Source organism: Paenibacillus sp. FSL K6-1558, assembly GCF_038002565.1.
Lineage (GTDB): Bacteria > Bacillota > Bacilli > Paenibacillales > Paenibacillaceae > Paenibacillus > Paenibacillus polysaccharolyticus.
Window position 1 is genome coordinate 5,431,435 of record NZ_JBBOCV010000001.1, and the last position, 24,531, is coordinate 5,455,965.

Annotated in this window: 24 protein-coding genes; 19 read left to right on the forward strand and 5 right to left on the reverse strand. The window is 47.0% G+C overall.

Annotation, left to right across the window (positions count from 1 at the left end):
* Nucleotides 1–12 precede the first annotated feature (12 nt).
* Nucleotides 13–492, reverse strand: a complete 480-nt coding sequence (locus MHI38_RS23375; RefSeq protein ID WP_154890897.1) for a hypothetical protein — start codon at nt 490–492, stop codon at nt 13–15.
* 372 nt (nt 493–864) lie between these two features.
* Here MHI38_RS23375 and tkt point away from each other — a divergent pair, with 372 nt between their 5' ends.
* The 5 genes from tkt (at nt 865) to MHI38_RS23400 (ending at nt 6,326) form a co-directional block, all read left to right on the forward strand.
* Nucleotides 865–2,907: a transketolase gene (gene tkt / locus MHI38_RS23380; RefSeq protein ID WP_154890898.1), complete on the forward strand. Its 2,043-nt coding sequence runs from the start codon at nt 865–867 to the stop codon at nt 2,905–2,907.
* Nucleotides 2,908–3,061: 154 nt separating this feature from the next.
* Nucleotides 3,062–3,379, forward strand: a complete 318-nt coding sequence (gene ppnP / locus MHI38_RS23385) for a pyrimidine/purine nucleoside phosphorylase (RefSeq protein WP_154890899.1) — start codon at nt 3,062–3,064, stop codon at nt 3,377–3,379.
* A 182-nt stretch (nt 3,380–3,561) separates the two neighbouring features.
* Nucleotides 3,562–4,917, forward strand: coding sequence for a glucose-6-phosphate isomerase (locus MHI38_RS23390; protein WP_090918059.1), 1,356 nt, complete (start codon nt 3,562–3,564; stop codon nt 4,915–4,917).
* 168 nt (nt 4,918–5,085) lie between these two features.
* Complete coding sequence (locus MHI38_RS23395; RefSeq protein WP_090918449.1) at nt 5,086–5,718, forward strand: YigZ family protein; 633 nt, start codon at nt 5,086–5,088, stop codon at nt 5,716–5,718.
* A 5-nt stretch (nt 5,719–5,723) separates the two neighbouring features.
* Nucleotides 5,724–6,326 carry a TetR/AcrR family transcriptional regulator gene (locus MHI38_RS23400; protein WP_090918057.1) on the forward strand — a complete coding sequence of 201 codons (603 nt, stop codon included), beginning with the start codon at nt 5,724–5,726 and terminating at the stop codon, nt 6,324–6,326.
* Between the two features lie 176 nt (nt 6,327–6,502).
* Here MHI38_RS23400 and MHI38_RS23405 read toward each other — a convergent pair whose 3' ends face one another.
* Entirely contained in the window at nt 6,503–6,904 is a 402-nt protein-coding gene (locus MHI38_RS23405) for a secondary thiamine-phosphate synthase enzyme YjbQ (protein WP_154890900.1), read from the reverse strand.
* A gap of 422 nt (nt 6,905–7,326) precedes the next feature.
* On the opposite strand from MHI38_RS23405, the gene cysT reads away from it, so the two are divergent.
* From cysT to MHI38_RS23460, 11 genes are all read left to right on the forward strand, one after another.
* A complete protein-coding gene (gene cysT / locus MHI38_RS23410) occupies nt 7,327–8,142 on the forward strand; it encodes a sulfate ABC transporter permease subunit CysT (protein WP_341181755.1) in 816 nt (271 codons plus the stop codon).
* Complete coding sequence (locus MHI38_RS23415; RefSeq protein ID WP_154890901.1) at nt 8,139–8,936, forward strand: sulfate ABC transporter permease subunit; 798 nt, start codon at nt 8,139–8,141, stop codon at nt 8,934–8,936. The genes cysT and MHI38_RS23415 overlap by 4 nt, the downstream gene beginning before the upstream one ends.
* A gap of 1 nt (nt 8,937) precedes the next feature.
* Nucleotides 8,938–10,002, forward strand: coding sequence for a sulfate/molybdate ABC transporter ATP-binding protein (locus MHI38_RS23420; protein WP_154890902.1), 1,065 nt, complete (start codon nt 8,938–8,940; stop codon nt 10,000–10,002).
* A 46-nt stretch (nt 10,003–10,048) separates the two neighbouring features.
* Nucleotides 10,049–11,116 carry a sulfate ABC transporter substrate-binding protein gene (locus MHI38_RS23425; RefSeq protein ID WP_186809753.1) on the forward strand — a complete coding sequence of 356 codons (1,068 nt, stop codon included), beginning with the start codon at nt 10,049–10,051 and terminating at the stop codon, nt 11,114–11,116.
* A gap of 334 nt (nt 11,117–11,450) precedes the next feature.
* Nucleotides 11,451–11,897 (forward strand): hypothetical protein, encoded by a 447-nt coding sequence (locus MHI38_RS23430; protein WP_341181756.1) that lies wholly within the window; start codon nt 11,451–11,453, stop codon nt 11,895–11,897.
* A 234-nt stretch (nt 11,898–12,131) separates the two neighbouring features.
* The gene (locus MHI38_RS23435) at nt 12,132–12,926 is read left to right on the forward strand and encodes an MBL fold metallo-hydrolase (RefSeq protein WP_154890904.1); all 795 of its coding nucleotides are present in this window, start codon (nt 12,132–12,134) and stop codon (nt 12,924–12,926) included.
* Between the two features lie 170 nt (nt 12,927–13,096).
* Nucleotides 13,097–14,080 (forward strand): RNA polymerase sigma factor, encoded by a 984-nt coding sequence (locus MHI38_RS23440; RefSeq protein ID WP_261764417.1) that lies wholly within the window; start codon nt 13,097–13,099, stop codon nt 14,078–14,080.
* A gap of 18 nt (nt 14,081–14,098) precedes the next feature.
* Entirely contained in the window at nt 14,099–14,680 is a 582-nt protein-coding gene (clpP, locus tag MHI38_RS23445; RefSeq protein WP_090918042.1) for an ATP-dependent Clp endopeptidase proteolytic subunit ClpP, read from the forward strand.
* 237 nt (nt 14,681–14,917) lie between these two features.
* A complete protein-coding gene (locus MHI38_RS23450) occupies nt 14,918–15,292 on the forward strand; it encodes a GntR family transcriptional regulator (protein WP_090918040.1) in 375 nt (124 codons plus the stop codon).
* A gap of 5 nt (nt 15,293–15,297) precedes the next feature.
* Complete coding sequence (locus MHI38_RS23455) at nt 15,298–16,164, forward strand: ABC transporter ATP-binding protein (protein ID WP_253496278.1); 867 nt, start codon at nt 15,298–15,300, stop codon at nt 16,162–16,164.
* Nucleotides 16,157–16,783, forward strand: a complete 627-nt coding sequence (locus MHI38_RS23460) for an ABC-2 transporter permease (protein ID WP_341181757.1) — start codon at nt 16,157–16,159, stop codon at nt 16,781–16,783. Before MHI38_RS23455 ends, MHI38_RS23460 begins: the two co-directional genes overlap by 8 nt.
* A 527-nt stretch (nt 16,784–17,310) precedes the next feature.
* On the opposite strand, the gene MHI38_RS23465 is transcribed toward MHI38_RS23460, so the two are convergent.
* Complete coding sequence (locus tag MHI38_RS23465; protein ID WP_373323228.1) at nt 17,311–18,732, reverse strand: aminotransferase-like domain-containing protein; 1,422 nt, start codon at nt 18,730–18,732, stop codon at nt 17,311–17,313.
* Between the two features lie 120 nt (nt 18,733–18,852).
* Between MHI38_RS23465 and MHI38_RS23470 the strand changes: the two genes are divergently transcribed.
* On the forward strand, nt 18,853–19,776 hold the full coding sequence (locus tag MHI38_RS23470; RefSeq protein ID WP_154890908.1) for a DMT family transporter: 924 nt from the start codon (nt 18,853–18,855) through the stop codon (nt 19,774–19,776).
* Between the two features lie 318 nt (nt 19,777–20,094).
* Here the strand turns inward: MHI38_RS23470 and MHI38_RS23475 are convergent, their stop codons facing one another.
* A complete protein-coding gene (locus tag MHI38_RS23475; protein WP_154890909.1) occupies nt 20,095–20,898 on the reverse strand; it encodes a Cof-type HAD-IIB family hydrolase in 804 nt (267 codons plus the stop codon).
* Between the two features lie 368 nt (nt 20,899–21,266).
* Nucleotides 21,267–22,271: a lipoate--protein ligase gene (locus MHI38_RS23480; protein WP_090918025.1), complete on the reverse strand. Its 1,005-nt coding sequence runs from the start codon at nt 22,269–22,271 to the stop codon at nt 21,267–21,269.
* 263 nt (nt 22,272–22,534) lie between these two features.
* Here MHI38_RS23480 and cobD point away from each other — a divergent pair, with 263 nt between their 5' ends.
* Together cobD and MHI38_RS23490 are read left to right on the forward strand one after the other, a co-directional pair.
* Nucleotides 22,535–23,725, forward strand: coding sequence for a threonine-phosphate decarboxylase CobD (gene cobD, locus MHI38_RS23485; protein ID WP_154982776.1), 1,191 nt, complete (start codon nt 22,535–22,537; stop codon nt 23,723–23,725).
* Complete coding sequence (locus tag MHI38_RS23490; protein WP_154982777.1) at nt 23,722–24,519, forward strand: adenosylcobinamide amidohydrolase; 798 nt, start codon at nt 23,722–23,724, stop codon at nt 24,517–24,519. Before cobD ends, MHI38_RS23490 begins: the two co-directional genes overlap by 4 nt.
* The last annotated feature ends 12 nt before the right edge of the window (nt 24,520–24,531 follow it).

Genomic DNA, 24,531 nt, shown 5'->3' on the forward strand with positions numbered 1-24,531 from the left:
AGCGGCCCCAGTTCAATGATGAACCGGGTGCCGCTTTTTGGCGTGTATGTATTTTCCGCATAGACCTAACAAAGTACCAAAGAGAAGATGGCCAACGACCCAATAGAAAATGGCACCAGCGTCATTCAGATCGGGTACACGTGGGGATAACGGAGACAAAGGGAGATAGAGCAGGGAAGAGACGGCTCCAATAAGTATTCCTCTACTGACTGGACGGCCTGAACGTCTGATCCACCAGATATAGAAAATCCCGATGATAACAGATACAGCAAGGTGCAGGAAAAATTCGATCCATTCCGGCAGGCGCGGAGGAAGCCCTGGTACAAAATCAATGTTAAGTAGCAAGGTGTATACCTTTTCGTCAGTTAATGTTTGGACCACTTTGAGAAACAGTCCCAGAAAAACGCCGCTGACGATTCCGGTTATGATCCCGGAAAACAAGGGTAATGATGATTTTAACGAACGAGACGGGTGTCGCACTGCATCTGACATTACAAGCCCTCCTTGGAATGAAGCATACCTAGCTATCTGAAAAATAAACCGTTCACCTTGCTCTCGAATCGAGAGATACAGACTAGAAGATGCAAATTTCACGTTAATCTCTAAAAAGTGTATGGTTTTCAGCTTAAAGGTTATACTTCATCCGATGGATTAACAAGGTTTAGCGAGAATCAGCCGAATTTTTCCGTAACTTTCTAAAAGAAGGTTATGGAAAAGCTTCACGGCAAGTGATACAATACAAAAGTGAATAAGTCAAAATGAAACATTCAAGCGGATTCACTTATTGTTTATGCGGTTTGCTTGTATGATGAGAGGGACTCGCTTGCGCACCCGACTTATCTAAAGACATGAGGAGGACAAACCATGACTGACAAGAACGAAGCGATTCAAAAGGACGAGAACACCACAATCGACAATCTGTCGATTACAACCGTACGTACTTTGGCGATTGATGCAATTGAGAAGGCAAATTCCGGACACCCGGGTATGCCGATGGGCTCCGCTCCGATGGGGTACCAGCTTTTTGCAAAAACGATGACTCATAACCCGGACCACCCGACTTGGATTAACCGGGACCGCTTTGTGCTGTCCGCAGGACATGGCTCCATGTTGCTGTACAGCTTGCTGCACCTGAGCGGCTACGATCTTCCTATGGAAGAATTGAAACAATTCCGTCAATGGGGAAGCAAAACTCCGGGTCACCCGGAATTTGGACATACAGCTGGTGTTGATGCAACTACCGGACCACTGGGTCAAGGTATTGCAATGGCAGTTGGTATGGCTATGGCTGAAGCTCAACTGGGCGCAACTTATAACAAAGATCAATTTAACGTTGTTGATCACTACACATATGCAATCTGCGGTGATGGCGACCTGATGGAAGGCGTATCTCATGAATCTGCTTCCCTGGCTGGACGTCTGGGCCTTGGTAAACTGATCATGTTGTTCGATTCCAACGACATTACGCTGGATGGTAAACTTGATCTGTCTTCTTCCGAAAGCATCGCTAAACGTTTTGATGCGTATGGCTGGCAAGTGCTGCGTGTTGAAGACGGTAACGATCTGCCCGCAATTGAAAAAGCAATCAAAGAAGGTCAAGCAGACACAGCACGTCCTACATTGATCGAAGTGAAAACCGTTATCGGTTACGGTAGCCCGAACAAGCAAGGTAAAGGCGGCCACGGCGGTACTCACGGATCTCCACTGGGTGCAGAAGAAGCTAAACTGACTAAAGAATATTATAAATGGGTATATGAAGAAAACTTCCACGTACCAGCTGAAGTTCGCGATCACTTTGCTCAAGTAAAAGAAAAAGGTATTGCTGCAAACAAAGCATGGGACGCACAATTTGCTGAGTACAAAAAAGCATACCCTGAACTGGCTGCTCAGTTCGAAACAGCAATTAACGGTGATCTTCCAGAAGGCTGGGATCGTGATCTGCCGAAATATGCGGCAACAGACAAAGCATTGTCTACGCGTGTAGCTTCCGGTAACGCTCTGAACGGTCTGGCACACAATGTGCCTCATCTGACAGGTGGTTCTGCTGACTTGGAAAGCTCCACAATGACGCACTTGAACAACCTGGCAAACTTCACTCCGGAAGACTATTCAGGCCGTAACATCTACTTCGGTATCCGTGAATTCGGTATGGCTGGTGCGATGAACGGTATGGCACTGCACAGCGGCGTGAAAGTATTCGGCGGTACGTTCTTCGTATTTACCGACTACCTGCGTCCGGCTGTTCGTCTGGCTGCACTGATGAGCCTGCCAGTAACGTATGTTCTGACTCACGACAGTATCGCTGTTGGTGAAGATGGTCCTACGCACGAGCCGATCGAGCAATTGGCTTCCCTGCGTATCATCCCGAACCTGACGGTAATTCGTCCAGCTGACGGTAACGAAACTTCTGCAGCTTGGGCTTACGCGCTGGAGAACAAGAGCAACCCGGTTGCCTTGGTACTGACTCGTCAAAACTTGCCGATCCTCGAAGGTACTGTAGAAGGTGCACGTGAGAACGTTAAACGTGGTGCTTATGTGGTGTCCGATGCTAAAGACGGTAAAGCGGTAGCACAAATCATCGCGACAGGTTCTGAAGTACAGCTCGCTGTTAAAGCTCAAGCTGCACTTGCTGAGCAAGGGATTCAAGTTCGCGTAATCAGCATGCCTAGCTGGGATCTGTTCGAGAAACAAGACAAAGCTTACAAAGAGTCCGTTCTTCTTCCGGATGTTAAGGCTCGTCTGGCGATCGAAATGGCTTATCCAATGGGCTGGGAAAAATATGTTGGAGATCAAGGTGACATTCTCGGAATCAGCACGTTCGGTGCTTCCGCGCCTGGCGACCGTGTAATCCAGGAGTATGGTTTTACTGTGGATAACGTAGTTAGCCGCGTAAAAGCATTGCTGTAATTAAAACTTTATACTTCAACAGTCTGTCATGGGCCGAACGTCTTCCGGCGCTTCTGGCTCATGACAGTTGTTATTTCCGCAGAGTCAAGGGCGGCATGGCTGCCCTGATCTGTGTTGCCTTTTGTTTTCATTAACTTCAGGGGAGCGGGTACGCATGTCACAATTGGATCAAGTCAGTGTAGTGAAAAAGGCCAACATATATTATGATGGCCAGGTAACCAGTAGAACGGTTATTTTGGGGGATGGCAGCAAAGTGACGCTAGGTATCATGCTTCCAGGTAACTATGAGTTCGGCACAGATTCCCGCGAAATTATGGAGATTCTGTCCGGCGATCTGAGAGTATTGCTTCCTGGTGAAGAAGAGTGGCAAGAGATTCAAGGCCAAGCTACATTCCACGTGCCTGCTGAATCCAAATTCAAACTGGAGATACGCAGCGTTACCGACTACGTCTGCTCGTACCCGGCGGAATAACACAAGAAGGGGAACTCGAACCGCATTGTTGCGGATTCGATTTGCCCTTTTTGCTTCTTGAATGTTAACAGCCAAGTTCGTGCATAAGCTTGTCAGCAAGTTGGATTTGAAGTATCCTTAGGACAAGTTGTTTAACATGGAAAACGGAAATAATATACCGATATCAGGAGGTTTTTGAGATCATGGCAAAAAAAGTGACATTTGACTATAGTACAGCTTTGCAATTTGTAAACCAGCACGAAGTAGACTATTTCGCTGAACCGATCCGCTTGGCTCACGAGCAACTTCATAATGGTACAGGAACAGGTTCCGACTATCTCGGTTGGATCGACCTTCCGACAGCATATGACAAAGAAGAATTTGCCCGCATCCAAAAAGCGGCTGCTAAAATCCAAAGCGATTCCGAAGTGCTGATCGTGATCGGTATCGGTGGATCATACCTGGGAGCACGCGCAGCGATCGAAATGCTGACACATTCCTTCTACAACAACTTGCCGAAAGACAAACGCAAAACTCCTGAGATTTATTTTGCAGGTAACAACATCAGCTCTACGTATGTGACACACTTGCTGGATCTGGTAGAAGGTAAAGACTTCTCCGTGAACGTTATCTCTAAATCGGGTACAACAACTGAACCAGCGATTGCATTCCGTATCTTCCGTGCAGCTCTGGAGAAAAAATACGGGAAAGAGGAAGCTCGCAAACGTATCTACGCAACAACAGATAAAGAGCGCGGAGCACTCAAAAAGCTGGCGAATGAAGAAGGTTATGAATCTTTCATCATCCCGGATGATGTAGGTGGACGTTATTCCGTACTCACAGCAGTAGGTTTGTTGCCAATCGCAACAGCAGGGATCAACATCGAAGAAATGATGCAAGGTGCAGCTGATGCTTCCAAAGAGTACAGCAATCCGAATGTAGCGGAGAACGAAGCCTATCAATATGCTGCTGTTCGTAACGCATTGTATCGTAAAGGCAAAGGAACAGAGATTCTGGTGAACTACGAGCCTTCCTTGCACTTCGTATCCGAGTGGTGGAAACAGCTCTTTGGTGAAAGCGAAGGTAAAGACTACAAGGGGATCTATCCTGCATCCGTAGATTTCTCCACAGACTTGCACTCTATGGGTCAATTCATTCAGGAAGGTAGCCGGAACATCTTCGAAACCGTTATTCAAGTCGCAGAAGTATCCGAACACATTTCCATTGAAGCTGATGCGGACGATCTGGACGGTTTGAACTTCCTGGAAGGAAAAACGATGGATTTCGTCAACAAAAAAGCATTCCAAGGAACGTTGCTCGCACATACAGATGGCCAAGTTCCAAATCTGATTGTGAACATTCCAGATATGACTCCATATTCCTTCGGATATCTGGTATACTTCTTTGAAAAAGCATGTGGCATCAGCGGATATTTGCTGGGTGTGAATCCATTTGACCAACCGGGCGTGGAAGCATACAAGAAAAATATGTTCGCATTGCTGGGCAAACCAGGCTTTGAAGAAGAGAAAGCAGCGCTCGAAGCGAGACTTTCTGAATAATTCATGGCTTCGCTCATATAGTTAAATAAAGATTGTTAAGTCCATCCGGGAATGCGAGCTTTTGCAGGGTATCGTTTCCCGGGTGTCATTAACCAAGGCAGTTCATCCGCAATATGCGGGGAACTGCTTTCTTGTAAAATGGATGATTTAAGGAAAGTTGGATTGGAAATGATTGAACGTTATCGAACGGTTCGAGGATCGGGACAACTGGAAATTGTGATCAAGAAATCACGGTTTATCGGTCATATTATGCCGGTCTCAACTGAGGAAGAAGCTATTGCTTTTATTGATGATATCAAGAAAAAGCATTGGAATGCGACACATAACTGCTCGGCGTACATGATTGGCGAGCGGGATGAGATTCAGAAGCAGTCCGATGACGGGGAGCCGAGTGGTACAGCGGGTAAACCTATTCTTGAGGTGATCAAGAATCAGCAATTAAAGAATGTAGCGATTGTTGTTACAAGATACTTCGGGGGAATCATGCTTGGCGCTGGTGGACTTATTCGTGCGTATACAGATGGTGCTGTGGCAGCGATTGAAGCAGGTGAAGCCATTACCAAAGTGTTGCATCGAGAAGTATTTGTCGAACTGGATTATACGTGGCTTGGGAAAGTGGAAAATGAGTTAAGGGGCCGGGAAGTGCGTACAGGTGAAACGGCTTTCACCGATAAAGTTACGTTAACGTGTCTTCCGCCGGATAGTGAAACCGAGGCATTTATCGCCTGGATCACGGATTTGACGCAAGGGCAATCCCGGATCACGGAGGGACAGCGGCTTTATTTTATTGAAGGGGAATAAAATATATGGCTAGAAGAGCAGTCGAACAGGAGTTGTCGAGGGAGCGGATACTGGAGGCGGCGAGGCATCTTTTTATTACCAAAGGATACCGCGCCATTTCGATGCGAAGCATCGGCCAGCATCTTGGCTATAGTCATGGGTCGCTGTATTATCATTTTAAGGAAAAAGCAGAATTGTTCTATGCGATCGTGGTGGAGGATTTCAACCATCTGGGACATCTACTGTTGCAAGCCATGGTCAGGCCGGTTGCAGGCGGCGTGAACAAAGTGGAGCATATTTTGATGGAGTTTATTCGATTTGGTCTGGAAAATCCATATCAATACGAGATTATGTTTATGATTCGGGACGAGGAGTTGTTGTCCTATTGTCGTACGGAGCAGGGACGTTGTTTCGAACTGTTTGCGTCGATTATCAGGCAGTATATGAAGGAAGAGGGCTGTGCCGAAGAAGATATTCAGCATGTGCCGCGTACTTTGTTTCTGGCTATGCACGGATTCATATCGTATCATATTCAAGATCGTTTAACGTTTGCGGAGATCGAATCCTCTGCGTTGTCTCATGTGAAAGTATTGTGCCGTAACTTGGGTCAGCAGCCTGGCGTGCAATAATTTGCCGCTTATGCCTGCCCCTACACTTCAAGGCGGTGATTGATCATAACATTAACTCTTTATTACGTTATCATGCGAAAGATATTATTTTCATACGCTGAAGATGAAGACAGGCGTTCCTAACCCCGGTACAGGGTGGAGCGCCTGTTTGTGTTTGTCTTTTTTGGAGATGGAACTTAACCTTCCATAATTTTAATAAAATACTCCCGGTTACGCGGTCCATCAAATTCGCAAAAATAGACTCCTTGCCAGCGTCCGAGAAGTAGTCTGCCTTCATGAAGGATGACAGTCTGTGATGGACCGGTAGTTATTGATTTGAGGTGAGAGGCCGTATTGCCCTCGGCATGACGATACTGAGGGTGCTCCCATGGGTACACCTCATCGAGACGTAACAAGACATCATGTTTAACATCAGGGTCGGCATTTTCATTAATAGCAATGCCAGCTGTTGTATGTGGACAATAAATGAGTACGGTGCCATTCTGCACGCCGCTGCTTTGCACAACTTGTTTGACTTCCCGTGTGATATCCTTCATTTCATCTCTTGCAAATGTTGATATATTTTGTGTGTATAACATGTCTTTCCTCCTTGTCGTTGTAATGGCTCTCCTCAATTTTAACTCCTCAGATAGTAACTTAACCACCTGAAGATCAACAAAACTCATTGATTCTACAGGTAGAAATAAACGATTTATAAAAGGATGTATACAAGGATGAAGGCTACACAAATGTTTGATTACATTGAACGGAATTTCGCCAATGTAATGTACTGAAATCGTTTATTAAAAATGGGGAAATTTGTGTATTCGAGGCATCAAATAGTTCGAATAAAAGCATTGACGATCAGCACTGCAAACTGGTAAAGTATCAGATAAGCAAAAACCAAGTAGACTAATGGGAATAATAATAAAGTAAACTTATCCAACTCAGGAAAATGTCGTATGAAGTCAGGTAGACTGCCGACCGGAGTTAAAGCCGGAGGCTGGGAGGGAACACAGTAATGAACACCGTTCTTCGTCACAAGGGATGGACTTGGGGTTTTCGCAGTACCGTATTGTTATATTTCATCGTGCTCATTGTACTTCCAATCATCGGTGTGTACGCCAATTCCTTTTCTGAAGGATGGAGCAATTTTGCTGAGAGCATCATGGACCCGATCGCATGGAAGGCGGTGCTATTAACGGTACGTCTGGCCGTGGTCGCCGCTATAATTAATGTGGTCTTAGGAACCATGATTGCCTGGGTGTTAACCAGATATCGATTCGTTGGCAGATCCTTTCTTAACAGTCTCGTCGATTTGCCTTTTGCGTTGCCGACAGCTGTAGGCGGTCTGATGATTATGCTGTTGCTCGGCCCGATCAGTGCTGTCGGGAAACTGGCTGAATCCATGGGGTTTGAAATTGTATTTCATCAGCCTGCAATTGTAATTGCGATGACCTTTGTTACCTTTCCTTTTGTCATCCGGGCAGTGCAGCCTTTGCTGGAAGAGATCGATCCTTCCGAGGAAGAGGCTTCGTACACGATGGGTGCTTCCAAGGCACGTACATTCATGCAGGTCATTCTTCCATCTATTGCTCCTGGCATGATTAGCGGCGGAATGTTGGCTTTTTCCAGGGCGCTTGCTGAATTTGGCGCAGTTGTACTGGTTGCCGGTAATATTCCGGGCAGAACACTAACCGCTTCTGTTTTTATCTATGGTGAGATTGAAAGTGATAACCCGACAGGAGCGGCCGCAGTATCCGTATTGCTTCTAACACTCTCCTTCCTGATCCTCTGGCTGATCAATCTCGTACAGATGCGGGGGAGAAGAAGATGAGAAGACTCTTAATCGGACTTACGTTTGTAGTGTTCACATTGCTGTTGATCATTCCTCTCGGACGGATTCTGATTGGCGCGTTTGAGGATGGTGCAGGCGGCTTTGTTAAAGGTATTATGCGTCCTGAGGCGCTTCACGCACTGATGATGACAGGGTTGGTCGTTCTGGTGGTTACCCTGTTAAATACACTGTTTGGCATCATGATGGCGATTTATCTGGTCCGCGCAGGATGGCTGAGTGAACGGGTGAAAGGACTGCTTAACAGCATTGTCGATTTACCTTATGCGGTATCGCCGGTTATTGGCGGTTTGATGATTGTTTTGTTGCTTGGACCAAACAGCATCATGGGAGGATTTTTTGAGGGCATCGGATTTAATGTGGTGTACGCTTTTCCAGGGATGGTTATTGCCACGTTGTTCGTTACGTTCCCGTTGATGGTAAGGGAAGTTATGCCCGTCCTGCAAGAGCTAGGTTCGCAGCAGGAAGAGGCGGCTTCCACACTTGGAGCCTATGGCTGGAGAACGTTTTGGAGTGTTACCTGGCCTTCCATCCGCTGGGCAGTGGTCTATGGTCTAGTTCTGACGGTAGCGCGTTCACTGGGAGAATTCGGGGCGGTATTGGTCGTATCCGGTAACATTATGAATAAAACGCAGACAGCAACAACACTGGTGTATCAGGATGTAGAGAATTTCAACGTGTCAGCCGCAAACGGTGTGGCATTGGTGCTGGTAACCTTCTCCGTAGGACTGCTGCTCCTGATGGAATGGGCCAAGAAGCGAAAGGAAGTGCATTAAGATGCATGTAGAAGTTCGTGATCTGAACAAACACTTTGGTGATTTTCATGCGGTAAAAGATGTCTCGTTCGATATTGCCAAAGGACATCTGATCGGTTTGCTCGGCCCCAGCGGAGGCGGGAAAACGTCGATTCTGCGTATGCTCGCAGGGCTTGAAAGCCCAGGGTCGGGCGAGATCCGCTTCCACGGAAAAGTCGTGAATCATCTGCCGCCTCAAGAGCGAGGCATTGGATTTGTATTTCAGAACTATGCGTTGTTCAAACATATGAGTGTTTTTGATAATATTGCGTTTGGTCTCAAGGTGAAAAAGACACCCAAAGCCCAGATTCGTGATCGCGTGATGGAACTCGTTGAGCTGACTGGGCTGAAAGGTTTCGAACAGCGTTATCCGCACCAGTTGTCAGGTGGACAGCGTCAACGTGTGGCCTTTGCCAGAGCGCTTGCGCCTGAGCCACAGTTACTGCTTCTGGACGAACCGTTTGCAGCCATTGATGCAAAGATCCGTCAAGAGCTTCGTTCATGGCTGCGTGAGTTGATCGAGCGGGTAGGCATCACGTCCATCTTTGTTACTCACGATCAGGATGAAGCCATTGAAGTAGCAGATGAGATTATGATTATCAGCCAAGGTCGTTTGGAGCAAAAGGGTACCCCTTGGGATATTTATAAAAATCCGCAGACCCCATTCGTGGCGACTTTTATTGGGGAGTCTACGGTGGTGGAGGATGCCTCTCAGCTGAAAGGTTTCGAACATGCTGTGCATGGTGGCAATACGCGCGCACTGATCAGACCGGAGTATATCGAGATTGGACTCAAAAACGAGTTCACGATGTTGTCTGCAACGGAAAAAGGGATTGTGAAACATCTTCACTTCCGCGGTAGTGAATGGATGGTTGAAGTTGAGGTGGAGGGACATAAGCTCATCACCTATCGCTCATTGGAGAAAACGACACTGGAGATCGGGCAAACGATTCGTGTGCTTGTGCACCGCGCCTATTTGTTCAACGACTCGGAGAGCTGGGTTGTTGAGAACCGACTGAAAGAAGATCCGATGCCTGTCATGATCTAGAGCCTGTTATGTTAAGAATAAAGCAGAAATGAAAGAAGGAGCGGCCATGCAGACGAGCCAAAACAATAAGAAATTTATACCTTTATACGTGATCCTGATGCTTGTGCTCGTCTGTGTGACTGCCGGATGTAGCAAGCAGGAGCCAGGGCAGCCAGCCGGGGTTTCGAGTGGGGATTCTTCGAACACACTGGTTATTGGTGCATATAGCGTAGCGAAGGATGCGGTAGGTGAACTGTTGCCCAAGTTCCAGGCAGAATGGAAAGCCAAAACGGGACAGAGTATTAATTTTCAAGAGTCTTATGAAGCCTCAGGAACTCAAGCTAGAGCGATCGTCGGCGGGTTCGAAGCGGATGTAGCCTTGCTGGCGATGGAAAGTGACATCGATAAACTGGTGAAGGCCAAGCTGGTCACTACGGATTGGAAACAAACTCCGAATGAGGGCATGATTACCCGTTCGATTGTTGTTTTAGGTACACGAGCAGGCAATCCACTGGGGATTAAAGATTTTCAGGATTTAACCAAGCCTGGCGTGAAGGTGTTGTATCCTAACCCGAAAACATCCGGCGGTGCACAGTGGGATATTAATGCTATTTACGGTGCAGGATTGAAGCTGTCGGAGGAGAAAGAGGGCAAGAAAGACCCTGCCGCAGCCAAAGCATTTCTGGAAGAGGTGCACCAGAACGTTGAATCCCTTGACAAGAGTGGCCGTTCCTCGATGGCGGCATTTGAATACGGTGTAGGGGACGTCATCGTAACATACGAGAATGAATTGCTCGCTCGAATCGCAAAGGGTGTAGACTATGATATCGTGGTGCCGAAAAATACGATACTCATTGAAAATCCTGCAGTGGTGGTGGATAAATACGCTGACAAACATGGCAATCGGGAGCTGGCGGAAGCCTTTATCGCATACTTGCGGACACCTGAAGCGCAGCGTATTTTTGCGAAACACGGCTTCCGCTCGGTAGACCCGGACGTATTTGCCGAGACGAAAGAATCGTTCCCGACACCAGCGGGACTGTTTGATATCAACTATCTGGGTGGATGGGATGAGGTGCGGAAGACACTGTATTCCAAACGCGGCGTATGGTATCAGGTGCTGGCAGGACTGTAGCCCATTGAACAATGAACTATATAAGTTGAACTATTTATTTACACAATAACGGAGAGGACAGAAAAAACCTGGAAAAGCGTAGCGCTCGCCTTTATCACCGGATTTTCCCCTTTGGAAAAGGGAATCTAAAAAAATCTGGGGATAACAGCGATTGGAAGGTTATTCTGTCATCGGAGTGTTCCGTGTAAGAGAGATTAATTCAACTTATACAGGAATGTGAACCTTCATTTTACGGCATGCCGAGATGGAGGTTTTTTACTACGAAAAGGTTATAATAGGAAGTATACTAATACACATGTTGGCATAATCGTAATTGCAGAGAGGTGTGACCGTAATGAGTACAGAGATCAAATTGTCCCAAAGCACAGCGATTCGGCTGGAGCAGGCCCGCGGCAAGGGCATGCCAGAAGCGGATATATTAAAAGCGATTCAAGCCAAGGATGTACCGGCATTTGATAGCGTATCCGAAGAGCATTATCGGTACGATACGTTTTTCTCCTATGCGGACGAGCATGGTGAGAACTTGGAAGGGGCTGTACGGAACGGGTATCGAATTACGTTTAATACACGTGGCGGCCTGGGCATCTGGCTGGAAAAAGCATTTAATCTGCAAGCAGAGAAGGATTTCACGGTGGGTGAGGGCATCATCAACGGTTTGCAGTTGACTGCAGAACAGGCTGAGGTGCTAGAGCAACGTCTGGCATGGAACTGGGTCATCACGGATGCCTTAGAGGTTCCTGCTGGCCGTGAACTGACGTTGAAACTGCGTGCGCTGGTGTGAGCGGACGCATATGGAATCATCATGTCTGAGGCTGGGTTTCTCCAGCCCGGTCAGACGACAGACTTTCCCGGCCAGCTGTGATGAGCTGTGAGTGGGGGAGTCTTTTTTTTGCAAAAGCGGAGGTAGGGGATTACAATTTACATAAAATATTTGTGGCACAACTTTGTTGATTACGAAGGAAGAGACATCACATCTGAGCTGAATCGGCTTCAGGGAGCGAGAGGGGAATGCGGAATGAATCAGCTCACATTTCTGGGCACAGGCGACGCCATGGGTGTCCCAAGGGTGTATTGTAGTTGTGAGGTATGTGCAGAGGCGAGGCAGACAGGAGAAAATCGACGAAAACGTTCATCGATCATGATTCATGATGGTAGTCACGTGGAAGATCAGCCTGAAGACGGGATGTTTATGATCGACTGCGGGCCGGACTGGCGTTCTCAGATGGAAGATCAGGGAATGCGTATGGTGCATACGTTGCTGATTACACATGCGCATTTTGATCATATTGGCGGCCTGCCGGAATGGGCGGATGCGTGCCGCTGGCTAGGCGTGAAGGGTAAGCTGTATGCCCCGCGTGAGGTAATCGTTACGATACAGGGACAATTTCCGTGGCTCGCTCGTCACATGGATTTTATGGAAACGGATAACGGGATTGAACTCGGTGGATGGACGATTCGCTCCTGGAAAGTGTGTCACGGACACAATGGATTTTCGTACGCTTATCGATTGGAACGTAGGGGGTATGCTTGGGCTTACTGTTCGGATGCTATAGATTTGAAGGAAGACGAGAAGGAACTGTTGTATGGACTGGATCTACTGGTATTGGGCACAAGTTTTGTGCATGAGCTGGCGGAGTTTTCAACGCGTTCGGTGTACGATATGCAGGAGGCGCAGGAGCTTTTGCGAGAGCTGAAGCCGGGATACACTTATTTTACACATATGTCCCATGATGTAGATGTAAGGCAGGACTATAAACTGGATCAGGGCATTACCATAGCACGAACAGGCATGACGGTGACGCTGGGCTAAGATTCGATGTCGATGTGAAATCAGGATTCGGCATTGAAATTGGAGAATTTGAGATTGAGGAATAGATTTTGTTGTAAAAAATAAATTCAGAAGAGCGTATCCTTTTCAGGAGGTTCTTCGTTTACATAATGAAACACTTAATCAGGAACAAACAAAGGGGGGCCCCCGAGATGGCCTTTGTGAAGTCCGCAGATTGCGAAGTCAACAGACTTGAGCATGAATGGAGCAACACGCGTAATTACAAGACGGATCATGTTGGAGATGGCGGAATTACCAATCAAATGAATCAAGCTAGTCCAATAAATCAGATTACTACAACGAATCAGAGATATGATATGGATTGTACAAAGGATGCTGATGGGAAACGTATTTCGCATCCCATGTTGCACGATATATTGCCTGACCTAATGGCTTCACTCTATGCATATTGCTTGTCATTGACCAAATCAGTGACAGAGACAGAGGATCTCGTACAGGAAACCTGTCTCAAGGGATTATCGTCAGAGGTGGTGCAAGCTTCCGAAAGATCAGACGCGTCTTTTAATTGGGAAGCTTATCTGATTCGGATTGCACGCAATACATGGATTGATGGAATTCGTAAGCAGGAGAAGCTTCGATCTATTCTCGCGGAGATGAAACCTGTGATGTCCGAATGTACGGAAGAAGAATCATTTGAAGAGCTGGAGACTGCGGTGCAGCTGTTAGTTCACACCTTGCCACCATGGCAACGAGCAATCTATATTTTACGTGAAATCATGGGATATAAGGCGGCAGAGACTGCCGAGATGCTGCGTACAACCGAAGGTGCCGTAAAAGCAGCATTAAACCGTGCCCGCACAGCTTTAAGTAAGATCAGGCATAAATTCGAGGAAGCAGGGATGGATGCTGCATTGGAACAGGCGACGATGGAAGAGCCCGCTGATCTGGAGCAAGAGCAGCTCCGCAGTTATCTGATGGCTTTCCGCCAAGGGGATACCGCACGTCTAATTGATCTGTGCCTGAATCGCACGGACGATCCGATGGCTGTAGCGGGTACGATTTTGCAGCAGACTCTGCCGTCTCAAGCGATGCAGCCATTGATGTACGGTTATGCCACTTCGAGCACGATTTCGATGCCTTATGGAGGTGGATATACGGTCATCATGGCTGCCTAATATAAGGAGGCGACATATATGAACGTTGTACCTTACGTAGTAGAACAGACCGCTCGCGGCGAGCGGAGTTATGATATTTATTCACGCTTGTTGAAAGACCGCATCATTATGGTGTCGGGAGAGATTGAGGATCAGATGGCCAATGCTATCGTGGCTCAATTGTTGTTTTTGAGTGCAGAAGACCCGGATAAGGATATTCAAATGTATATCAATAGTCCGGGGGGATCTGTGACAGCGGGTTTCTCGATTTATGATACGATGCAGTTTGTGAAGCCGGATATTTCGACGATCTGTACCGGTATGGCGGCGAGTTTTGGTACGATTTTGCTGGTGGGCGGCACCAAGGGGAAACGAATGGCGTTACCGAACAGCGAGATTATGATTCATCAGCCGCATGGAGGTACACGCGGGCAGGCATCCGATATGCTGATACATGCAAACCGGATTATCCAGCACCGCCAGCGTCTGAATCAGTTACTTGCAGACCATACAGGCCAGCCGCTGGAACGCATTGAAAAAGACTCGGACCGAGATTATTTCCTGACGGCAACTGAAGCCGTGGAATATGGATTGGTAGATAAGGTTGTTACAGGTGCGTAAGTGTCACCGTAAATGAAACTGAAGAAGCGAGTGGAACAGAAAACAAATATAATCGAAACAACGAATGTAAAGATTTGGACGACAGCGGACTGTCGTTCTTTTTTTGTATTTTCTGATGGAGAGAAGAAAAATGGATAAAAATAGGTTGACCTTAACCAGGTATAGTGTGTATATTATATATATACACTATGCCTGGTTATTTATATGAAACAATGGCAATGAGGTGAAGGAACGAACATGAATATACGGATATCCAATGCATCAAGCGATCCCATCTATATCCAGATTTTATCCCAGATTCGGCAGAGCATTCTGAACGGGGAACTGGCAGCAGGAGATCACCTGCCTTCCATCCGTCAACTTGCGAAGGATTTGCAAGTCAGCGTCATTACGACGAAACGTGTATATGAAGAACTGGAAAAAGAGCAACTGATTGATTCCGTGGTTGGCAAGGGAAGTTTTGTATCCGGCGCAAATCAGGATTTTATCCGGGAGAGACGTATGAAACAGTTAGAAGCGAAGATGCTTGAGGTTATTCAGGAGAGCAAGGAACTGGGCATGAGCGCACAGGATTTGATTCATCATCTTACTTTGCTGTTAGAGGAGGAATAGGCAAGATGAATGCGATAGAATTGCGGAATGTTACGAAAGAGTATCCGTTATTTAAGGTGGATAACATATCCACGGATGTGAAACAGGGATTTATCACAGGGCTCATTGGCCCAAACGGAGCCGGAAAAAGTACATTAATCCGAATGATTACCGGACTCATCCATCCAGATCAGGGGACATTGCGAACGCTGGGCAGTGAGAATCCGAGCGGTGATGTGGCTGTCAAGCAGCGGCTCGGTATTGTGTCCGATGAATGCTTTTATTATGAACATTTGACCATCAGGGAGATGTCAAGGTTAATCGCTCCTTTTTACAGTCGCTGGGACCATGCCGTATTCAAGAGTTATTTGGAACAATTCGAATTGTCTCCAAAAAAGAAAATCCAGGATTTATCCAAAGGCATGAAGATCAAATTCTCGCTTGCGGTTGCCTTGTCTCATGATGCCGATCTGCTTGTCATGGATGAACCAACATCCGGTCTTGACCCGGTTTTTCGGAGAGAGCTGCTTGATCTACTGGCCGGCATGATACAGGACGAGGCCAAATCCATCATTTTCTCGACACATATTACGACGGATCTGGAGCGGATCGCGGACTATATCGCTTTTGTTAATCAAGGCAAGCTGATTTTTAATGAGGCCAAGGACGATGTGCTTGAGCGCTACACTATAGTGAAAGGGGATTTGGATCTGCTGGATGCCGATACCCGGCGTCAATTCGTGGGCATACGTGAAACATCGATTGGTTTTGAAGCGTTATCGGACAACAAAGCGGAGGCACAGCGTATGTTCGGCAGTGAGGCTCTTTTGCATAGGCCCGCGCTGGAAGACTTGATTTATTTCACGGCAAAAGGGGGACGTCAACATGCTTAATCTGCTTCGCAAAGACTTTATTGCACTGAGAAGTTCGTTGTGGATTATTGCTCTGTATGTGGTGATTTTCAGCTGGGCGTTTATCCCGAAGATGGAAATGTCCATGTATCTCGTAGGGATTTATACGGCTTTTGGCTCGATTATGCTAGCAACGATGGTGGACATCAAAAATCATAATCATAACTTTTTAGTTACGCTTCCGGTCAGTCGCAAACAGATCGTGCAAGCGAAGTACCTGTCTTCCATTCTCTATTCCCTGTTTGGAGTGCTTGTGTCCTACGGCATTCACAAAATTGTTAACCTGAACTATCCTGAACTCAACAAACCACAATATTCCCTGTTGGATATCCTTATTTCTATGGGGTTGGTATTAATACTGGTATCAATTTATATGCCACTTTTCTATGCACTTAGTAAAAAGGGAGCAGGCATTATTAATACGGTTTTCTTCGTTTGTTTAATTGTTCTTGCTCAACCGACTGCGTTTATTCTTGATGTTGCGGGTAAAGATGGGCTGATCACAACACCCATTATCGTGGGGATTGCCATAGCCATAGTGACCTTGTTTTTTGTTTCGTATGTCGTCACGATCCGGTTATTTGAGAGAAAAGATCTGTGAGCGGATTGGCTTTAGGGACTCGAAGCGGGCGCTAACGATCACAGATGAGCCTATTTGCTCCATTTCAGGTGATTTAAGAATGTAACGATCTCAGGAGGTGCTATGTTAGTTATTTCGATGGAAAATGGGTGAAAATCACATGTTTCCATTGAAATAAGGTCACTGGTGATCGTTACATTTTTTAGGTTGTGAAAAACGCCTAAATAAGGTTTCTGGTGATCGTTAGCGTTGGCATGAAGTGGACATCGATGTGCCCACAGAGGAAACAGCCATTTTGATGATAGACAAAAAGTTGTCTGACCTAAGCCTTAGACAACTTTCCCCATTTTCGTTGACTCTCTGAGCTTTCGTTGACCCAATGTCAGTGGGTACATCAGAATTCTGCACACTTCTAAGACTTGCTGCTGAGGTTCAATCCACGCTCAATCCATTCTTCAAACTTTCTTATCCAGCCTGAATTCTGGTACTCCTTCGAGTCTTTGTTGCTCTTATTAGTTCTCTTCATCGATCCCAAACGAAGTTTCGTTTTAACTTCTCGCCGCTAAAGTGATCAGTCTGTCCATGCCTTCCCGAATCTGCTGTTCACGGGCGTAGGAGAAGGAGAGACGGAGTTTGCGGCTACCTGATGCGTGTGAGGGATCAAACACGGTGCCAGGCACAAAAGCAATGGAGTGCTCCATGCTTTGGTGTAACAACCTGCCTGTGTCGATCCCCTCGGGAAGCTCGGCCCAGATGTTCAGACCGCCCTCGGGGCGTGTCCATGTCCAGTCTGTCTCCAGCAGACACTGCTCCATCACTTCCATTCGAAGTTGAAGCGCAGTTCGAAGTTTGGACAGATGCTGGTGCATACGATCCGACTGGAAATAACGAAGAAACAGCTTCTGATTCAGTAGTGGTGATCCGTTATCTGTCAGGGCTTTAATCGCCTGGAGTCCTGCCATGAGATGTGAACGGCACATAATGGCTGCGATTCGCAGACCCGGAACAACATATTTGCTGTAGCTGCGGATGTACAGTGTATGTCCAGAAGTATCATAAGTGAAGATTGGCGCAGGCGGTTTTTCTTTAAAATAGATATCGTATGTGCTGTCATCCTCCACCAGGAAACAGCCATATTGTTCAGCCAGTTCAGGTAACTGTTTGCGTTGCTCTACAGATATGCTGATGCCTGTTGGGTTTTGGAACGTCGGTGTCATATAAAAGAGGCGTGGCTTCTCTGTTTTCATCAGATGCTCAATCTGCTCCAGATCATACCCTTCGGGATGGATATCGGTAAAAACAAGCCGTGCACCCTGTTTGCGGAAAATTTCCATGGCAGGGCCGTAAGTTGGTCGCTCAATCAGTACCCGATCTCCGGGCTTGACCAGTGCACGGGAGATGACATCAATCGCCTGTTGAGCACCGGATGTAATCAGTACTTCGTCAGAGGACAGGTAGAAGCGTTCTTTTGCCGTCAAATGGCTGGCCAGACTGGTACGAAGCTCTAGATCGCCTTGGATCGTTGAGTACGTACCGAGTAGACGAGGATATTGATCTAACAGATCACGCATCAATTCGCCCCAATATCGGTTGGGTAGTAGTGCAGGATCGATTAATGATTTGGAAAACTGATATTCCGCTTCCAGTGATTGGACCCGATCAAGTGTGTCCCAATAGAGCCAGGCCGACACGGAGGGATCATCTCCCTGATCTGTATCGGATAGTGGTTTGGCTGGACTGACGTAATAACCAGATTTGTCTCTAACATAGACGATCCCACGTTGTTTTAACTCCTGATACGCTTTGAAAACCGTTAGCCGGTGCACGCCGAGCAGTTCGGACAAGCTTCGTACCGAAGGCAGTTTTTCCTGTTCAACCCACTCCCCAGCCTCAATCCGTACCATGAGATAGTGGATAACTTGCTCGTACCGTTTCATGCTGTTGTCTGCCATCATTACCGTTCTGCTCACCCGACCCACGCTCCTTTTGATCTCCATTGTAACAGTTAATGAGAGATAACTGTTCTATTTTGTTCATTCTGTTCTATAGACTATGAGCTATGATGGAGAACAGATAAAGGAGTGGTTAACATGGTAGGGATTGCATTTACCGTAATGTGTCTCGTTTTTGGAACAACGTTTCTGGCGATTAAAATTGGAGTGGAGGCAGGCATGCCGCCTTTTCTATCTGCTGGACTGCGGTTTGTGATTGCGGGAGCTTTAATGTTTACATGGATGTGGATGAAGGGGAAAGTGAACTTGTCCCTGTTATTCCGCAAAGAAATGCTGATTACAGGTGCAGGTCTAACATTTGCGACCTTTGCTACGTTATATTGGGCGGAGCAACATGTCAGTTCCGGTGTAGGAGCTATTCTATCGGCAACAGGACCGCTGATGATTATGCTCATGCAAACGGCATTATTGCGGCAGAAAACCTCTGCCCGCATGGTGGTTGGCTGCCTGATCGGATTTACAGGCGTTGTACTAGTCGTTTTGCCAGGCGTATCGCTTGGTGCAGGTTCTTTATTTTTGTGGGGATGCATCGCGGTACTGGTGGGGGAAGTCTGTTATTCCGCAGGTACGTTATATTCCAAAAAAGTCATTCATCAATTCAGTGAGATGAATCCTGTTGCCATTAATGCGGTGCAGATGATGTATGGCGGTGTGCTGTTATTTATCCTCTCTGCACTGACGGAATCCTGGAATATGTCGGCACTGGATGTGCTACCGGCCGTGTCGTCTGTGATCTATCTGACGGTCATCGGTTCAATGGTCGGGCACAGTCTGTTCTATTGGATTATGTCACGCACTAATCCGTTGTTCCCGGCAACCTGGTTATACATATCGCCACCAATTGCCGTTGGGCTCGGTGCGATCGTGTACGGAGAGCATGTCAGCTGGGTGACATGGGTCGGTGTCGTTTTGGTTATCTCGGGGCTGTTAACCATGAATGAGAAGGTGAGTAGCTGGTTGAAGAAAGGGAGACGTACGAAGGTGATTGTGCAAGGCTCCTAGAATACCGGATGAATCTCTTCTATAGTATGATAGTAAGAGTTCTTACTTTGAGGAGTCGTGTGAAATGATGAGAAAAGTCTTCCTGAATTTCGTAACCAGTGTGGTTCTTTCTATCCTGGTATTTATTCTTGTTTTATTTTTCGTTCATATATCCGATTCAACGAATATCATGGTCTCGGTTGGGATTACTGTGTCGTTACAGATTTCTTTTTTAACTGCAGTATTGCTGGCCAAAAATAAAAAATAAAACTAGAAACAAGAAAGCCCGGAACCACAAATTATTGTGGTATCCGGGCTGTTTTTTATAAGAACTTTGGTTTATTCCGCGTTCAGTACAAACTTCTCGATAACCTCTTTAACACCGTCTTCGTTGTTGCTCGCCGTAATGTAGTCTGCTAATTCTTTCAACGCAGGGATGGCATTGCCCATCGCTACACCAAGACCGGCGACTTCCAACATCTCGTGATCGTTCCAGGAGTCACCGATGGCGATGCACTCACTAAGCTCGTGACCGAAATGGTCAGCCAGGAACGTCAGTGCGTGGCCTTTAGTACCTTCTTTATGCATAATTTCCAGGAAATACGGCTTGGATTTGGTGATGTGCACTTCAGATCCCAGCAGTTCACGAAGCTCTACAGCGACTTGGTCCAAATAATCCGGCTCATCAATAATGAGCAGTTTTGGTGTTGGTTGTTCAATGACTTTGATGAAGTCAGACTCGATGTAATATTGCGTGCCGTTTAGTTTGGCATAATCGAGCAGTTTCTGATTTTCCTCACGAGCATAGAGTTTGTCATCAATATACGTTTGCAGGTGCAGATTTTTCTCGAGGCAATAATCAAACAGTTTGCGGGAAGCTTCTTGCGGTACATAGCGCTCGTAGAGCACTTTTTCATCCAGCAGGTTTTTCACCAAAGCCCCCTGATACGTAATGATCGGGACGTTCAGCTTGGTTTGGCGTGCAAGTGCCTGTGCGGAAGCGTAAGCGCGTCCTGTTGCGAGGGTTACTACTACTCCGTGTGTTACCGCTTGCTCCAAAGCCGTTTGCGTAGCGGGCGTAACTTCCTTGTTGTCGTTAATCAGGGTGTCATCGATGTCGATGGCAATGAGTTTGTAAGTCATATGATGTTTCTCTCCTTTTTTATCTGTGTCTATTTCATTGAACGAAATAAATAGATTACACGAGTCACTCCAAACGCAGAACCACCGATGATTTACACGAACACTCCGAAGACAGAATAACCTTCCGATCGCTGTTATCCCCAGATTTTTTGAATCCCTTTTAGAAGGGAGAAAATCCGGTGATAAGCATATGCTTCCGATGTAGCTTTCTTGCAGAAAGCTTTTAGGTGAACGCTTCACTTCTCCAGGTTTTTTCTGTCTTCTCCGTTATTTTGTAAACGAATAGTTCTGCCTTTTCCGTTAGATGTGTCATCGAAAATTCGTTCAAACAACCTGTACCCATCTAAATGTCGTATTTCCTTCTTTATTTACTCTTCCAGGAAAACAAGACCGATAAAGTCTTCCAGCTCCAGGTTGCCGAAGTAATGCTTCACATCCAGACCTTCCAGGGCTGAACGCACTTCAGTCTCGTCATAACGCTTGCCGCGTAACATGTCCTCGATATCCGCTACATCGCCAACACCGAAGAAATCGCCGAAGATTTTAATATCTTCGATACGCCCATCCTTGATGTTCATGCGCAGATCGATGATGCCCACCGGGAATTTGCGGGTATGCTTCACATTGCTTTCCGGTGACAGACCATAGTTCCAGTCCCAATTGTTATAACGCTCCGCCGAGATTTCTTTAATCTTATCCCAGTCCTTCTCGGTCAGCTTGTACTGAGGAACGTCCTGCGGCTCCATGCGGAAAATGTGACGAAGCAACTCATCACGGAACTCTTCAATCGTCAGATTGGTGTCAATCAGATCACGAATGTTGGCAACGCGGCTGCGTACCGACTTGGTGCTCTTGGATTTGAATTTCTCGGGATTGACGTTCAGAGATGCCTGAACGTGCTCCAGATTCAGATCAAACATCAGCGTGCCGTGACTGAACATGCGTCCGCGGGTAGCGAATTGGGCGTTGCCCGAAATTTTCTTTTCGCCGACTTGCAGATCATTGCGCCCAGTCAACTCGGCATTGACGCCAAGTTCGTGCAGCGCTTCAACTACAGGCTGGGTGAATTTGCGGAAGTTATGGAAGGACTGACCGTCATCCGCGGTAATAAAACTGAAGTTCAGGTTGCCCAGATCGTGATACACCGCCCCGCCCCCGGAAAGACGACGTACCACCTGCACACCGTTATCCTGAACGTATTCGATATTAATCTCTTCAATCGTATTTTGGTGTTTGCCAATGATGATTGACGGACGGTTGATGTAAAACAACAGGTAGCTGTCATCCTCCATCGGCAGATGTTTCAAAATGTACTCCTCAATCGCGAGGTTTACAGAAGGATCTGTAATGCCCTGGTTATCTACAAACAGCATGGTCATTCCTCCATTAATGTATGTGAGAGGCGCGTAGCCCCTTATGTAGTGATACTCGTACAAAAGAATCAGAAAACTGAAGTTTCTGAAATTCCTCTTCTATTGTAAACGAATTGTCGTTGGGACACAAAGAAAACAAGTAGATAAAGGCGGATTTGGGCCCGACTCATGACAACCAGATGAATGGAGAAGGAATACAGGATTGACCCATCCCACGTACGCCATTCATAATAAAAAGAAGATACAGAGAGGATGACGGAAGAATGACCAGTTATATCGAAGTGTTCGGACATGGTGGAGATGTGGAGACCGCAGCTTCGAGGTTTGGAGGCAATGCAGCGGATTTTCTGGATTATAGCGCTAATATCAACCCTTTAGGCCCTCCCAAAGAGGTTTTGGAAGCATTACAGCAAGGTCTGCATTCGGTGCTTCGTTACCCTGACCCGGGCCATCGGGGATTCAAAGCGCTTCTGGGTGAACGTTTGGGAGTAACACAAGAGCAAATTTCCGTAGGGAATGGTGCGGCTGAAAGTATGGCATTGATCCTGCTGGCACTTGCTCCGCGCAAGGTTGGAACAGTGGAACCGGGTTTCTCGGAATATCGCGCTTTGGCACGGCAATTCGGTGCGGATTCTTTGCATACAGAAGGCCTTGAAGAGCTGAATTGGAAAGCGCCAGCTGAACATATCGAACAGTTGATGGAAAAGGTAGACCTGCTCTTTCTTGGACAGCCAAACAACCCAAACGGTGTACAATATCCGGTGGAGACACTGCATAGGTTAGCACGGAAAGCCGAAAAGACGGGTACCGTGCTCGTTATTGATGAAGCGTTTATCGATTTTATTCCACCGGCTCTGCGACAGTCACTTGCTCCTGATCTGAATCAATATCCGCATGTGATCATCATCCGTTCGATGACGAAGTTTTATGCGATTCCGGGCTTGCGTCTCGGATATGCTATAGGTCATTCGAAGTACATACAGGCGATGACGGAGAAACAAGTCACCTGGAGTGTCAACGGACTGGCTCTTATTGCAGGAGAAGCCTGTCTGCGTAGCGGGGAACGGTTCGAGCTGGACACGATATCGCAGATTACGATTGAACGGACACGTTTAATCCAGGCACTGGAGTCGTATGGGTGTAGCGTAACGTCTGGTGAAGCCAATTTCATTTTGGTGCGTGTGCCAGAGCCTTGGACGGCAGCTTCTATGCAGGAAGCTTTGGGGCGGCGGGGTATTCTGATTCGTAGCTGTGCCATGTATCCGGGGCTTGAGGCAGGACATGTACGTTTTGCGGTCAAAGGTGCTGAAGCCAACGACAGGTTGCTTGACGTGCTCGGAAGTGTGCTTGAACAAAGCGGGGATCAGGACGTGGATATGGCATCTGTCGATCAGGGGATTCAGCAGGGGCATACGCAACATTTTGAAAAAATAAAGGGAGGGAAGCGGTTGTGACACTCCCGTTTTATAACTATTTTACAGATGGAAATAGAGACGAGAATATCTACGTGTCCTCTTCCTGGCCGGGTCTGTACATCGCTGCCCATGAACGGCATGTTAAAGCTCAGAGCCCACAACCTGCTCTCGCACTTTCCAGCGCTGTATATGGCGGCGGGATGCTTGAATTAAACCGCGTCTTTAACATCTATGTGGACAAACACTACCGATGTGATGATCCACCCCGTGATATCGCAGAGGCGCTGTATGAATGGCAAGAGCAAGCCGATCAGTGTGCCGGATTGTTAACTGCGGTCAGATTGGAGCATACCTCTATTCAGGAGTATACGAGTTCGGATTTTGGACTGTTGTGCTGTACGACTGCAGGCGTATCCAATGCAGCACGAGCAGGTTCCGATAGAACCGTGTTTGATGTCCGTGGGAAAAAACAAAACAGAATTCCATATATCCCTGGTACGATTAATATCATGCTGTGGTTCAACGGACAGATGACCCCTGGAGCGATGGTTAATGCGGTTCAGACGGCCGTGGAGGCCAAGGCCGCTGCCCTTGCCGATGCAGGTATTGCCGATTCGGAGAACGGACTTCCTGCCACAGGTACAACAACTGATGCCATTGTATTTGCTGTACGTCAGATTTCTGCAGATGATAGCCAGCCGCTTCACTCATATGCGGGCACGGCTACTGCATTGGGAGCGGTTATCGGCAGACTGGTATATGACACGGTGACAGAAAGCCTTCAGGCCGGATTGCAATGGAAAGAAAGGAACGGACACAGTAATGACATTTGAATTGGAGCATCT

What these genes read in the sequence shown, in the direction of transcription:
- MHI38_RS23375 (WP_154890897.1), bottom strand. Translation starts at nt 492, where the DNA reads ATGTCAGATGCAGTGCGACACCCGTCTCGTTCGTTAAAATCATCATTA.
- tkt (WP_154890898.1), top strand. Translation starts at nt 865, where the DNA reads ATGACTGACAAGAACGAAGCGATTCAAAAGGACGAGAACACCACAATC.
- ppnP (WP_154890899.1), top strand. Translation starts at nt 3,062, where the DNA reads ATGTCACAATTGGATCAAGTCAGTGTAGTGAAAAAGGCCAACATATAT.
- MHI38_RS23390 (WP_090918059.1), top strand. Translation starts at nt 3,562, where the DNA reads ATGGCAAAAAAAGTGACATTTGACTATAGTACAGCTTTGCAATTTGTA.
- MHI38_RS23395 (WP_090918449.1), top strand. Translation starts at nt 5,086, where the DNA reads ATGATTGAACGTTATCGAACGGTTCGAGGATCGGGACAACTGGAAATT.
- MHI38_RS23400 (WP_090918057.1), top strand. Translation starts at nt 5,724, where the DNA reads ATGGCTAGAAGAGCAGTCGAACAGGAGTTGTCGAGGGAGCGGATACTG.
- MHI38_RS23405 (WP_154890900.1), bottom strand. Translation starts at nt 6,904, where the DNA reads ATGTTATACACACAAAATATATCAACATTTGCAAGAGATGAAATGAAG.
- cysT (WP_341181755.1), top strand. Translation starts at nt 7,327, where the DNA reads ATGAACACCGTTCTTCGTCACAAGGGATGGACTTGGGGTTTTCGCAGT.
- MHI38_RS23415 (WP_154890901.1), top strand. Translation starts at nt 8,139, where the DNA reads ATGAGAAGACTCTTAATCGGACTTACGTTTGTAGTGTTCACATTGCTG.
- MHI38_RS23420 (WP_154890902.1), top strand. Translation starts at nt 8,938, where the DNA reads ATGCATGTAGAAGTTCGTGATCTGAACAAACACTTTGGTGATTTTCAT.
- MHI38_RS23425 (WP_186809753.1), top strand. Translation starts at nt 10,049, where the DNA reads ATGCAGACGAGCCAAAACAATAAGAAATTTATACCTTTATACGTGATC.
- MHI38_RS23430 (WP_341181756.1), top strand. Translation starts at nt 11,451, where the DNA reads ATGAGTACAGAGATCAAATTGTCCCAAAGCACAGCGATTCGGCTGGAG.
- MHI38_RS23435 (WP_154890904.1), top strand. Translation starts at nt 12,132, where the DNA reads ATGAATCAGCTCACATTTCTGGGCACAGGCGACGCCATGGGTGTCCCA.
- MHI38_RS23440 (WP_261764417.1), top strand. Translation starts at nt 13,097, where the DNA reads ATGGCCTTTGTGAAGTCCGCAGATTGCGAAGTCAACAGACTTGAGCAT.
- clpP (WP_090918042.1), top strand. Translation starts at nt 14,099, where the DNA reads ATGAACGTTGTACCTTACGTAGTAGAACAGACCGCTCGCGGCGAGCGG.
- MHI38_RS23450 (WP_090918040.1), top strand. Translation starts at nt 14,918, where the DNA reads ATGAATATACGGATATCCAATGCATCAAGCGATCCCATCTATATCCAG.
- MHI38_RS23455 (WP_253496278.1), top strand. Translation starts at nt 15,298, where the DNA reads ATGAATGCGATAGAATTGCGGAATGTTACGAAAGAGTATCCGTTATTT.
- MHI38_RS23460 (WP_341181757.1), top strand. Translation starts at nt 16,157, where the DNA reads ATGCTTAATCTGCTTCGCAAAGACTTTATTGCACTGAGAAGTTCGTTG.
- MHI38_RS23470 (WP_154890908.1), top strand. Translation starts at nt 18,853, where the DNA reads ATGGTAGGGATTGCATTTACCGTAATGTGTCTCGTTTTTGGAACAACG.
- MHI38_RS23475 (WP_154890909.1), bottom strand. Translation starts at nt 20,898, where the DNA reads ATGACTTACAAACTCATTGCCATCGACATCGATGACACCCTGATTAAC.
- MHI38_RS23480 (WP_090918025.1), bottom strand. Translation starts at nt 22,271, where the DNA reads ATGCTGTTTGTAGATAACCAGGGCATTACAGATCCTTCTGTAAACCTC.
- cobD (WP_154982776.1), top strand. Translation starts at nt 22,535, where the DNA reads ATGACCAGTTATATCGAAGTGTTCGGACATGGTGGAGATGTGGAGACC.